Raw genomic sequence first — 11,349 nt, forward strand, 5'->3', positions numbered from 1 at the left:
CCTCCGTCGCCTCCGGCTGGGAGCCCTGGTCAGAACCAGATGGGTGTGGGGCCGGTCCTCGGCGCCGCCGGTGGATGCGGCACAATCCTCGGCCCGCCCTGCAGCCGCGTCGGCGACCCGGCCGGTTTCTCGACAGGCGTGGCGATGGTCAGGTCTGCCACCACGGGCATGTGGTCCGATGAGTCCGTGTCAATCACGGCGGCCCAGCGCGCGGAGATGTGACCGCGGGTCAAAATGTAGTCAATCCTTCGGTCCGGCTCATCGTAGGGGAAGGTGGGTTCCTCGCCTTCGCCCAGCTCAGCCATTACGTCGTGGAATTGGGTCTTGGCAAGGGCCACCACACGGGAGAAGGGCTGGGAATTGAGGTCGCCGACAAGGATCGATGGCCTAGAGGACTGCGCGGTAATCGCCAGGATTTCCTTCATCTCTGCCAGACGCTGTTCCTTGCGCTGGTGGTCAAGATGGGTGTTGTAGACGCTGATCTTGGTGCCGTTGACGTCAACTACCACCTCCAGCATGCTGCGCTGCTTGGTGGGGCGGTGTTTGTACTTGATGTTGGTCAGCATGTGGTTGCGCGCGGAGAGGATGGGAAACTTACTCAGCACAACGACCCCGTGCAGGCCGGGCTTCTTGTGCCCCTTCTTCGGCGGTGTCTTGCGGTTGAGTCCGAAGGCAAAATCCATGTGGAGGCGGTGGGCCAGCCATTTGGCCTGGTCTACGAAATCGCTCCGGGCGGAGCGGTGCCGGTCTACCTCCTGTAGCCCGACGATCTGTGCCTTGGCGGATTCGATATCGTCGGCGACGCTCTCCAAGTCAAGGTCGTTATCCTCATCCGTGCCGTGCCGGATATTGAAGGTCATGACCCGCACATCGATCCCGACGGCGGTTCCCGGCACGGTTTTGCTGCCTCCCACCGTATTGCTGTTCCCGGGCGGGGCTATGCCCGCATTCAGGCCGTCTGCGGTCGGAATTGATGGGAACAGGACGCCGGCCACAAGAAGCATCGCGGACAGGAAAGCCGTCGGTTTAGACGGCATGACCAGTGTGCGTGTGCGCATGGCTCCACCCGCTTTTCCCCCCATGGCTGCGGGCTGGAACCGTGGTCTTTTCCACGGAAGGCCGTGCAGACAGACGCCAGTATGGACCCGCACCTGAACGCTGTCAACGAACAGATTTGGCTGTTCTCGGTGCCGGCCTTCACTCGGTGACTGGACGTGGATATCACGGAGGGAAGGACGATCTCGTCCTTCCCTCCGTGATTTGTGTTCGAGCGAAGCGTCAGCCCTTAACCGTGCTACGACGTCGGGTTTGCACCGCCTCCCGCGTCGCCGGGCGGCCGGCGCCCAGCCGCGGGGAAACGACCTGTTACTGGCCGGTTTCGGCGTCGCCGGCACCATCGGACAGGCCGTCCTGCCCGGACGGACCGGGTCCCTGGATCTCTTCCGGTGCCGGGGCCTGGGTCGTTTCCGGAGCAGGTTCTACGGTCTGGCCCGTTTCAGGGGCAGGGGCCGGGCCCTGTTCGGTGCCGTTCGAATCGCCATTTCCCGGCTCTTCAGCTTGGGTTGAGCTGCTCCCGCCGACCGCGGGATCATCCGTGATCACAGCGTCGTCGGCCGCGCCATCTCCGGTCTTCGCGGGGTCCTCGTCCTGCTTGGCCGGCTTGTCCGTTTGATCTGGGGCCTTCTGGTTGCCGCCCAAGAAGCCAAGGGTCGTCTTGTGGGCGCTCGAGGCACGGTCGATGCCCGTAGTCGACGAGACCAGGCTGGAGATCGGCTGGCTGGTTCCGAATTCGACCGCGGTGATGCCGACCATCGCGATGGCGAAGGCCGCGGCGCTGGCCAGTCCCACCTTGACCCACATCATCGGGGCGATGGGCTTTCTGGCGGGCTTGGCGGGCTGTTCGATCGCCTCGGACGGGGCGCTGGCGGCCACCTTTTCGACCTCCCGCAGGGCACCCACTCGAGCCTTGGGGATTTTCTTCAGGGCCACGGTGGCGGCCGAACTCAGCGTCCGGGCATAGAGCGCGGCGCCCACGGTGGCGACGATGGAACCAAGTGCGGCGCCGATCAGCGTTCCGGCGACGCCGAGAAAGGACCCTACCAATGCGGAGGTCACCGCGGCCATCGCCGAGCCAATAGTTTGGGTGCCACTTAGTCCGAGAAACTTCTTGGGCTTGTCGTCGGCGGCGGAGTCGTCAGCCATATTTGGTACCTAATTCGATCAGAGAATATTACGGATAGGTAACGATACCTGTGCGCGGTCGGTTCCCGGTACGGCCGTGTCTAATTGAGACGCTGCTCACCCCGGCGGTCCGGGAGGCCGTTCCGGCGTCCCGGACGTGGGAATGACTGCGGCTTGCCCTGTCTCGGTGGGCGGTAGCCTCGTCGTCTTCGTTCCATGGGAGCGGCTACTTCCCCGTGGCCTCCGCCGGCGCCGCTGGCTGCATACGTTCCCTCAGGGGCGAAACCAGGCGGGTGACCCAAGATGACGACTCATCCTGCGACGGTGTCCGGAATGGTGTCCGCCATGAATCGGAATCCCGGCCAGCGATGAAGTGCGCGGGGTCTCCAGAACCACCAGGCACGTGATGACGCCGAGCAAGCCAGCCGGATTGATGACACCGAAATACCAGTAGGCGCCGCCGCGAGGACGGCCAGTTATTATTGTGCCCCGGACAGGAATCGAACCTGCGACCAAGAGATTAGAAGGCTCCTGCTCTATCCGCTGAGCTACCGAGGCTGGTGCATTTATCCCGGGCCAGCGCGTTGCCGCGCGGATCGGGCCAAATCCACCATTTACTCTATCAAGCCGTTGAGCCCACGCAGGCTTGGCTTCTCCGTAGAATCCTCGCGAGCGGGCGCGGTCAGCAACGCTTCGTCGGTGCCGCGGTTGTCACTACACCGGATCCGCCCGCGATAATGCGCACGGGGGAAACACCGTAGGACGATAGTGCGCCACTGAAAGCCGCTGATGCCTTGGCGACCGTGTCAGGCGAGCATGTTGCCCGGGTTAGGAGGATCGGTGCCCCGTTAACCGCGGCGGCAGGAGCGCTGGCCAATGCGTCAGGATAGTCCAGCCCGGACGCGTACATGATGCGCCACTGCGTTGCGGGGAACTCGCCGCGGGCCACCTTCGCCGCTGTGTCGTAGCGGTCCGAACCTGCATAGCGGATCTGCGACGCGCTGACGCCAACAGACTTCAGCGCTGATGCGATCTGTCCTGCCACCTTCTTCGAAACCGCACCGGTGCCACCGAGGACGACGACGCGGGAGGGCTTCAGGCGTTTTATCGTTGCTGCCGTCGGATTGGGCAGGCCGTTGGGCATGGTCATCAGGACGGGCGCACCTTGACCACCCGCAGCGGCGCCGCCGGCCAGGGCATCCGGGTAATCCGCCCCTGAAGCGACATAAATGGTGTGGGCGGTGCCCCAGACGTGGTCCACCAGATTCGAAGCCGTCTCATACCGATCGGCGCCGCCGATTCGCTTGACGGTGGCAATTTGCTGGAGGGACCGCTTCACGCCGGAGCTGACGGCGCCGGTTCCACCGAGAATATAGATTGTTCGTGGCTTCAAACGATTGAGCTCGTTTTTAACCACTGACGGTATCCCGTTAGGTGAGACAAATAGGACAGGGCCTGCTTTGTGAGCTGCCGCCGGTCCGCCCGCCAGGGCATCGGCATAGCCCGCGCCGGAGGCTATAAACGCACTGTCCACGCCCGGATTGAAAGAGCGCTGTGAAATGGCGACAGCTGTTGCGTAGCGGTCAGAGCCCGCGAGGCGTGAAGTCCCCGGCGTTGTAATCGATTTAGTAATCCGGGCACCTGACTTGAAGCTTGCGTTCTTCGCGAAAGACTTCAACTGGGCAAGGCTGCCACGCCAGACATTGGAGTCGCCGATGAAGGGCCCGGTGGAGCTGTACTGCCAGATGTCCCAGGTCTTCCAGCCGTTTGGGATCGTCGGCGCGTCCGTGGCGGGCCAGCCGGCGATGGGGTAGCCCGCCACGTGTAGCGGATGATTATTGAATGCCGTGCTATTACCCGTGCACTTGTTCCACCAACTTGCAGTTGTGTAAATAGCCGGCAGCCGTCCGGTCTTAGCTTTGATGGTGTTCGAGAAATCCTTGATCCAATTCACCAGCGACGTGGCGGACATGTCGTAACACATGTTTCCGTACAGTTCCGAGTAAGGGTTGTGTTCGATGTCCAAAAGAGGCGGCAACGTGAGCCCGTCGGCGGACCAGCCTCCGCCGTTCTTGAGCATGAATTCCGCTTGCGCCCTGCCTGTAGAGACCCTCGGAATGGCGAAATGGTAGGCGCCTCGGATGATGCCGGCCCGATACCCACGGGTGTAATTATTGGCGAACGTCTTGTCCGTAAAGTAGTTGCCTTCCGTGCTTTTGGCATAGGCAAAGCGGATCCCTTTGTCGTATTGATCCTGCCAATTGATGTTTGCGCCCTGCCAATTGCTGACGTCAATGCCTTGAATCCCAGCGGGACGCCATTTGTCCGCTGGGGCGGGGGCGGTTGCGGTTAGGGCCTGAACGGACATCGTGCGTTCGATATCGAGAGCTTCGAGCGTTTCGTCGAGCTTTTGCTGTTCTCCGGGATCGTCCAGTCTTGCTGCGTTCTCCTCGGCTAGCTCCTCTCCCTTGCCCATGGCGGCGCCGCGTTCTCCGTACAGCGCCTTCATGAGTTCTTGGATCTGCCCGGGAGACATGTCGTCGAAAGGGATCTCCCCGCCTTCTTCACGGCTACCGGCAGCGTCTTCCTCAGTTGTAGGCGACGGACCATTGTTTCCGCCTCGGGCAGGCGGCGGAGTCTCTGTTTGAGGCGTTGCTTCCGTGGCGGCATCCCGGAGCGCCGGTTCCGTGGGCGCGCCGGTAACGGTCGCCGTTGGAGTGGCCGGTGTGGAGGGGGCATTCACGGGTGCCGCTTCTGGCGGAGTGCCGGGGGCCTCGTGCGAAGTTACGAAGGATCTCGGAGCCTCCGTTTCTGCGGCCGACGCCGGTGGCGGACCCAATGGGAAGAGCAGCAGTAGCGCTGTGCAACCTGTCACGAGTTTGCGCCGTAAGGGGAAGCGGCTGTCGTTGACCTGTGTTTGACCATGAGCCATAGGTGTCGTTCTCCGGAGTCTCGCTATAGGCAGGACGCGACAATGAAAAGGGTTGGGTCTTTGGCGCGATATCGATTCACCCTAGCCTCAAAGCGGCCCACGTCGTTGGCCTGATCGCCGTGTCAAACGGAAAACCTCCAAAAGTTAATCTTGTAGATCGGAAAATTAGCCGTGGCGCTATGTGCGAGGGGTTCCCGGCCAGATGTACATCGTCATCCGCTCGCATTGTGACCCCACGGGGTTTGACGTCCTGGGTGGTTTCAGGATCGGACACCTGCTTCAGTCGTTGGCCTCGGGGAGCCGGGGCGGGGGCCGAAGCAAGGACATCCGCTCCTACACAGAGGCCGCCGCTCCACCACCCTTCCACAGCCACGCTCCGGCAACTTCTGTGGCACGTCCTGTTCGGGAAGAGTGGCGGGTGCCGGCGCCCCCGCCGGCGACAGACAGATCGGAGGCAGGAGATGAGCGACTACATCACGGTCCGCGGCGTACTCGGCACGGAGGTGCAGCGGAAGCGGACCAAGAAGGGTGACGCGGTGGCCGAGTTCAGGCTGGCGTCGTCGGGGGATTGGCTGAACCGGGACACCGGCGAGTGGGTCAAGGGCGTGACCAACTGGTACACGGTCCAGGCTTTCCGTGGATTGGCCGAAAACCTGTGGCGGAGCCTGTCCAAGGGCGATCCCGTGGTGGTCACCGGCAAGCTGAAACTGCGCCAGTGGGAGCTGCAGGACGGCCGCCGCGGTACGTCTCCGGAGATCGACGCCGATTCGATCGGGCACGATTTACGCCGGGGCACCGCTGAATTCATCAAGAACTGGACCGCGGCGCCAATGGGTGCCGCCCCGCCGGATGGTCAGGACGGGCAGCAATCAAGTGCGGACTACCGCTCGATGGCCTTGGTGGATCCGCAGTCGGCAGACGCGAGTCCGGGGTCGGGCGGCGGAGACACGCTGGAAACGGGCCAACCAGCCATGGTCCCACCGGATGACGAGCCTACCGGCGATGCCAGGGAAAGCGGGGCGGACTTGCCGATTGCCAGCTGAGTGTCCGGTGGCGGGCGGCGGCGCCCGGCCGCCACCGGATGGCAGTTGAGCTGAATGTGTGATCGCGGGGCGCACCGACTAGCCTTGGGGGCATGGCGGAATTCATTTACACGATGACCAAGGCCCGCAAGGCCGTTGGCGACAAAGTCATTCTGGACGACGTGAGCATGTCGTTCTTCCCCGGTGCCAAGATCGGCGTCGTCGGCCCGAACGGCGCTGGCAAGTCCACGATCCTGAAGATCATGGCCGGGCTGGACACCCCGTCCAACGGCGAGGCCCGGCTCAGCCCCGGCTACACCGTGGGCATCCTGCTTCAGGAGCCGCCTCTGAACGAGGAAAAGACGGTCTTGGGCAACGTCCAGGAAGGCGTCGGCGAGATTTACGGGAAGATCCAGCGCTTCAACGAGATATCCGAAGAGATGGCCAGCCCTGACGCCGACTACGATGCGCTGCTGGAGGAGATGGGCAAGCTGCAGGAGGCGATCGACGCCGCCGATGCATGGGACATCGACTCGCAGCTGGAGCAGGCCATGGATGCCCTGCGCTGCCCACCAGGCGACGCCGACGTGACCGTGCTCTCCGGCGGTGAGCGGCGCCGGGTGGCGCTGTGTAAGCTGCTGCTGCAGAAGCCAGACCTGCTGCTGCTCGACGAGCCCACCAACCACTTGGACGCCGAAAGCGTGCTGTGGCTGGAACAGCACCTGAAGTCGTACGCAGGTGCCGTCCTGGCCGTGACTCACGACCGGTACTTCCTGGACCACGTTGCCGAATGGATCGCCGAAGTGGACCGCGGCCACCTGTATCCGTACGAAGGCAACTACTCCACCTACCTGGAGAAGAAGCGTGCCCGGCTGGAAGTCCAGGGCAAGAAAGACCAAAAGCTGGCTAAGCGCCTGTCAGAGGAACTGGACTGGGTCCGTTCCAACGCCAAGGGTCGGCAGACCAAGTCCAAGGCCCGTCTGGCGCGCTACGAGGAAATGGCTGCCGAGGCCGAGCGCACGCGGAAGCTGGACTTCGAGGAGATCCAGATTCCGCCGGGACCGCGGCTGGGCCAGCTGGTTATCGAGGCGAGCGACCTTCGCAAGGGGTTCGGCGACCGCGAGCTGATTAACGGGCTGTCCTTCTCGCTCCCGCGTAACGGCATCGTCGGTGTGATCGGTCCGAACGGCGTCGGCAAGACCACGCTTTTCAAGACCATCGTCGGCCTCGAATCGTTGGACGGCGGCGAGCTGAAGATCGGCGATTCAGTGAAGATCTCCTACGTTGACCAGTCCCGCGGCGGCATCGACCCGAACAAGACACTGTGGGAGGTTGTCTCCGACGGACTGGACCACATCCAAGTGGGCCAGGTCGAAATGCCGTCCCGCGCCTATGTCTCCGCCTTCGGGTTCAAGGGCCCGGACCAGCAGAAGAAGGCCGGCGTACTCTCCGGCGGTGAACGAAACCGGCTGAATCTGGCCATGACCTTGAAGCAGGGCGGCAACCTGCTGCTGCTCGACGAACCGACCAACGATCTGGACGTGGAAACGCTGTCCAGCTTGGAAAACGCGCTGCTGGAATTCCCCGGCTGCGCCGTGGTGGTTTCGCACGACCGCTGGTTCCTGGACCGGGTGGCCACCCACATCCTGGCCTACGAGGGCACCGAAGAAGAACCGGCGAACTGGTACTGGTTCGAGGGCAACTTCGATTCCTATGAGCAGAACAAGATCGAGCGCCTGGGACCGGATGCGGCCAAGCCGCACCGCGTGACGCACCGTCGCCTGACCCGCGACTAGTCGCACGGACCAAAGAGGGCCGGGGTCCCGCAACTGCGGGACCCCGGCCCTCGGTCTTTCGCTGCCTACTCCGGGATGCGGATCATGCCTTCCTGGGCGACGGTGGCGACGAGTTCGCGGTTGCGGTTGAAGATTTTGCCGACGGCGAGGCCACGGGCGCCGGAGGCGCTGGGGGAGGACTGGACGTAGAGCAGCCAGTCGTCCACCCGCACCGGCCGGTGCCACCACATGGCGTGGTCCAGGCTGGCCACGCTCATGCCGGGCGTCACCCAGCTGACGCCGTGTTGGCGAAGGATGGGTTCCAGTAGGGTGTAGTCGCTGCCGAAGGCCAGCGCGGCACGGTGCAGGCCCTGGTCGTCGGGCAGCGGTCCCTTGGTCTTCATCCAGACGGCGTTGACGGCCTGGCGTTCGCCCTTGGCCTGGATGTAGAGGGCGTCCTGGACGTGGCGGACGTCGAACGGCCGGTGGTAGGCCATGTGCTTGGCCACGGGATGGTCCACCTTGCCCAGCAGATCAGCGGTGCTCGGCAGGGTTTCCGGATCCGGGATGCCGTCGGGGAAGTCTTCCTGATGTTCCAGTCCGTCGGCGGGCGTCTGGAACGAGGCGATCATCGACAGGATCGGCATGCCGTTTTGGTAGGCATGGGTGCGGCGGGCGGAGAAGGAGCGTCCGTCGCGCAGTCGTTCGACGCCGAAGGTGATCGGTAGGTCGGCGTCGCCGGCACGCAGGAAGTACCCGTGCATGGAGTGGATCGGCCGGTCCGGTTCCACCGTCCGCTGGGCCGCGATGACCGACTGGGCCAGCACCTGGCCGCCGAACACCCGCCCGCGCGGTTGCTTTTCGGAGACGCCGACGAAGATTTCCTCATCCGTGTGGGCGCCGTCGGCGTCGGAAAGGTCCAGCAGTTCCAGCAACACCGCCGTCGGATCGGCGTGTTCCTCAATGGCGGTCATCTGCTCTCCTTGCCGGTTACCCGCGGGTACGAACATCTCCGACAGTAGTTCGCACCCGTCAACCACTCAACTCCCGCGTGGCTGGAAGGGGCAGGGTAGGCCCGCCGGCGAGGTGCGGGTTCGTGGCGGCTGCCGCGCTTTGAGAAGATGGCAGCATGCCTACTGTTCCGCCGAATGCCCCGCGTTTCCCGATCCAGCTACGGTTCAGCGACATTGATTCCTATGGCCACGTGAACAATGTGACCTACCTGGGGTATCTGGAAACGGCCCGGGTGCTGCTGCAACTGTTGCGGCCGGAACTTCCGGCACCAGCCGGCGGGGAGCCGGGCGCAACACTGCGTGAGCTGGCCGGCACCGACAACCAGACGCTGGTGGGCCGGCAGGAAATCGAGTACCGGGTCCCGCTGGAGTTCCGGACCGAACCGGTGCATGTGGGCGTGTGGGTGACACGGATCGGCAACTCCAGCTTCGACCTGGGCTACGCCGTCGTCGATCAGGACCAGACCGGCACCGTGCATGCGCTGGGCGCGTCCACCATGGTGCTGGCGGCTGCCGCCACGGGACGGCCGGTGCCGCTGCCGGACGGCTACCGCGCTGCCCTGCAGCGATGGGCAGGGCCGCCGGTTCCGTTCCGCAGCAGCACTCAGGCCGCCGGCGCCGGACGGGAGGCCTCACAGTGACCGCCGGAACGCCCGTTCTGCAGCTGGCCGATGTGCAGGTTGCGGCGGACTTGAAGACCTACGTCAGCCGGGCCCGCGCCGCCGGAGAAAGCTCCATCCACCTGCAGGCCTTCGGCAGCGTGCTGGCCGCGTACGTGTGTTTGATGCGGCCGCGGATCCTGGGCGAGTCGACGCCGACCATCCTGGGCCTGCGGGTGATGCCGCTGGCTGCGCCGGCCGCGGTCGAGGAGACGGTCCCGTTGGGTGCGGTCGGGGACCGGCTGGCCAGGATGGGGACTCAGGAAACCGGCCTGACCGTTCCGCCGACCAGGGTCACCGAATCGTGGACAGGGGTGCTGCCGCCGCGTTCCGGCTGGGAACACGCCGGCGTGCTGGAGTCCGCAGTGTTGGAGGAAGCCGCCCGGGACGGGATCCGGCAGGTCTCCGAAGCGCTGCCGGAGAGTCCGGGGCAACTGATGGTCAACAACGCCCGCGGCACCGTGTGGAGCAGGCCGCTGCCGAGCACCGGCGGGCTGCCGGCCGACGTCGAGATCCCTTCCGGGGCGGCGTTTGCTGCGCTGACGCTGGGCTTCCTGGACGGGAACCCGGCAGCGGTGTACCGGAACGGCCGGTGGCTGCGGGTGAGCACCGGCCGCGGGCACGTGCTGGTGCGCAGCGGCGCCTCGCTCTAGGCAGAGCTGCTTAGGCGCTGTTGACCATGGAGTGGGCGGCGCGTTCGAGGTAGTCCCAGAGCGTCTGCTCGTGGAGCGGCGGCAGCTCCAGCGAATCGACCGCCCGGCGCATGTGCGACAGCCAGCGGTCGCGGGCGTCGAAGTCCACCTTGAAGGGCTGGTGCCGCATCCGCAGCCGCGGGTGGCCGCGCTGTTCGCTGTAGGTGCCCGGGCCGCCCCAGTACTGCTCGAGGAACATCCGCATCCGGACCTTGGCCGGTCCCAGGTCCTCTTCGGGGTACATCTTCCGGAGCACGTCGTCTACGGCGATGCCGTCGTAGAACGCGTCCACCAGCTTCACGAACGTCTCGTGGCCGCCGACGGCGTTGTAGAAGTTCTCCGTGTACTCGGGCTGCTTGAACGCGTTCGCGGCCGCCGGGGCCGGGGTCAGGGTGGCCAGCGGCTGGCCGAAGCGGGACGGAATGGCCGTACCCTCGGCCGGTTGCGTCGACGCGGCGGGGGAGGCGGGCTGTGCTGGGTTCTGGGGAATTTCGGTCATCGATGGTCTCTGTTCGCTGGTGCTGTCAGCAACCATTGTCTCAGCCGGGGACAACCAGCGGTTCGTGCAGGACCGGGAAGTTCACGCTGCGCGCAATGAAACAGACCTTGTTGGCGTCCTCGTGCAGCCGCTGGGCGAGCTCGGACTGCCCGGCATCTGAGATGACAACGCGCGGCCTGAGCGTCACGGAGGTGAATTCGCCGCTGCCGTCCCGGTTCAGGTGCAAGGTGCCCTCGGCGTCGTCGTCATAGGCGGTCACGACGATGCCGTTCTTCACCGCGACGTGCAGGTAGGAGAGCATGTGGCACTGGGACAGCGCGGTCAGCAGCAACTGTTCCGGGTTCCAGCGGTCCTTGTCGCCGTGGAAGGTCGGATCGGCGGTTCCGGCCAAGTCCGGCAGGCCCGCCGCGCGGACTACGTGGTCGCGCCCGTAGCCGCGGTAGCTGGCCGTGCCGTCGCCCCGGTTGCCGGTCCAGTGGAGCGAAATTGAGTAGTGGTGCTGGGAGAGGTCCATGGGGCCATTAAACCCCGCACCTCCGCAGGCGCACCCGCCTGGACCTCGTGCGCGTCGAGGGC

General features: G+C 64.8%; 10 protein-coding genes and 1 tRNA gene. 4 read left to right on the plus strand and 7 right to left on the minus strand.

All coding sequences use genetic code 11. The features are described 5' to 3' along the window. Positions 1 to 29 precede the first annotated feature (29 nt). From MNQ99_RS09080 to MNQ99_RS09095, 4 genes are all read right to left on the minus strand, one after another. Positions 30 to 1,058: an endonuclease/exonuclease/phosphatase family protein gene (locus tag MNQ99_RS09080; protein ID WP_241915196.1), complete on the minus strand. Its 1,029-nt coding sequence runs from the start codon at positions 1,056 to 1,058 to the stop codon at positions 30 to 32. 307 nt (positions 1,059 to 1,365) lie between these two features. Further along, entirely contained in the window at positions 1,366 to 2,202 is an 837-nt protein-coding gene (locus MNQ99_RS09085) for a hypothetical protein (protein WP_241915197.1), read from the minus strand. 464 nt (positions 2,203 to 2,666) lie between these two features. Continuing rightward, positions 2,667 to 2,739: transfer RNA gene (locus MNQ99_RS09090), tRNA-Arg, on the minus strand. A 124-nt stretch (positions 2,740 to 2,863) separates the two neighbouring features. Then, on the minus strand, positions 2,864 to 4,690 hold the full coding sequence (locus MNQ99_RS09095) for a cell wall-binding repeat-containing protein (RefSeq protein ID WP_241915198.1): 1,827 nt from the start codon (positions 4,688 to 4,690) through the stop codon (positions 2,864 to 2,866). A gap of 884 nt (positions 4,691 to 5,574) precedes the next feature. Between MNQ99_RS09095 and MNQ99_RS09100 the strand changes: the two genes are divergently transcribed. Next, the gene (locus MNQ99_RS09100) at positions 5,575 to 6,156 is read left to right on the plus strand and encodes a single-stranded DNA-binding protein (protein WP_241915199.1); all 582 of its coding nucleotides are present in this window, start codon (positions 5,575 to 5,577) and stop codon (positions 6,154 to 6,156) included. A 92-nt stretch (positions 6,157 to 6,248) separates the two neighbouring features. Then, positions 6,249 to 7,931: an energy-dependent translational throttle protein EttA gene (gene ettA / locus MNQ99_RS09105; protein ID WP_241915200.1), complete on the plus strand. Its 1,683-nt coding sequence runs from the start codon at positions 6,249 to 6,251 to the stop codon at positions 7,929 to 7,931. Positions 7,932 to 7,996: 65 nt separating this feature from the next. Here the strand turns inward: ettA and MNQ99_RS09110 are convergent, their stop codons facing one another. Beyond that, a complete protein-coding gene (locus tag MNQ99_RS09110; protein WP_241915201.1) occupies positions 7,997 to 8,884 on the minus strand; it encodes an acyl-CoA thioesterase in 888 nt (295 codons plus the stop codon). Between the two features lie 155 nt (positions 8,885 to 9,039). Between MNQ99_RS09110 and MNQ99_RS09115 the strand changes: the two genes are divergently transcribed. Both MNQ99_RS09115 and MNQ99_RS09120 read left to right on the plus strand, forming a co-directional pair. Continuing rightward, complete coding sequence (locus tag MNQ99_RS09115) at positions 9,040 to 9,564, plus strand: acyl-CoA thioesterase (protein ID WP_241915202.1); 525 nt, start codon at positions 9,040 to 9,042, stop codon at positions 9,562 to 9,564. Further along, positions 9,561 to 10,235 carry a DUF8185 domain-containing protein gene (locus MNQ99_RS09120; protein ID WP_241915203.1) on the plus strand — a complete coding sequence of 225 codons (675 nt, stop codon included), beginning with the start codon at positions 9,561 to 9,563 and terminating at the stop codon, positions 10,233 to 10,235. The genes MNQ99_RS09115 and MNQ99_RS09120 overlap by 4 nt, the downstream gene beginning before the upstream one ends. A 10-nt stretch (positions 10,236 to 10,245) precedes the next feature. On the opposite strand, the gene MNQ99_RS09125 is transcribed toward MNQ99_RS09120, so the two are convergent. Then, complete coding sequence (locus tag MNQ99_RS09125; protein WP_277883617.1) at positions 10,246 to 10,773, minus strand: globin; 528 nt, start codon at positions 10,771 to 10,773, stop codon at positions 10,246 to 10,248. 40 nt (positions 10,774 to 10,813) lie between these two features. After that, a complete protein-coding gene (locus MNQ99_RS09130) occupies positions 10,814 to 11,287 on the minus strand; it encodes an OsmC family protein (protein ID WP_241915204.1) in 474 nt (157 codons plus the stop codon). Positions 11,288 to 11,349: the final 62 nt, after the last annotated feature.

Source organism: Arthrobacter sulfonylureivorans (genome assembly GCF_022637435.1).
Lineage (GTDB): Bacteria > Actinomycetota > Actinomycetes > Actinomycetales > Micrococcaceae > Crystallibacter > Crystallibacter sulfonylureivorans.

Bases quoted from the DNA above. Each gene is read 5' to 3' on its own strand.
- MNQ99_RS09080 (WP_241915196.1), bottom strand. From the start codon at position 1,058: ATGCGCACACGCACACTGGTCATGCCGTCTAAACCGACGGCTTTCCTG.
- MNQ99_RS09085 (WP_241915197.1), bottom strand. From the start codon at position 2,202: ATGGCTGACGACTCCGCCGCCGACGACAAGCCCAAGAAGTTTCTCGGA.
- MNQ99_RS09095 (WP_241915198.1), bottom strand. From the start codon at position 4,690: ATGAAGGCGCTGTACGGAGAACGCGGCGCCGCCATGGGCAAGGGAGAG.
- MNQ99_RS09100 (WP_241915199.1), top strand. From the start codon at position 5,575: ATGAGCGACTACATCACGGTCCGCGGCGTACTCGGCACGGAGGTGCAG.
- ettA (WP_241915200.1), top strand. From the start codon at position 6,249: ATGGCGGAATTCATTTACACGATGACCAAGGCCCGCAAGGCCGTTGGC.
- MNQ99_RS09110 (WP_241915201.1), bottom strand. From the start codon at position 8,884: ATGACCGCCATTGAGGAACACGCCGATCCGACGGCGGTGTTGCTGGAA.
- MNQ99_RS09115 (WP_241915202.1), top strand. From the start codon at position 9,040: ATGCCTACTGTTCCGCCGAATGCCCCGCGTTTCCCGATCCAGCTACGG.
- MNQ99_RS09125 (WP_277883617.1), bottom strand. From the start codon at position 10,773: ATGACCGAAATTCCCCAGAACCCAGCACAGCCCGCCTCCCCCGCCGCG.
- MNQ99_RS09130 (WP_241915204.1), bottom strand. From the start codon at position 11,287: ATGGACCTCTCCCAGCACCACTACTCAATTTCGCTCCACTGGACCGGC.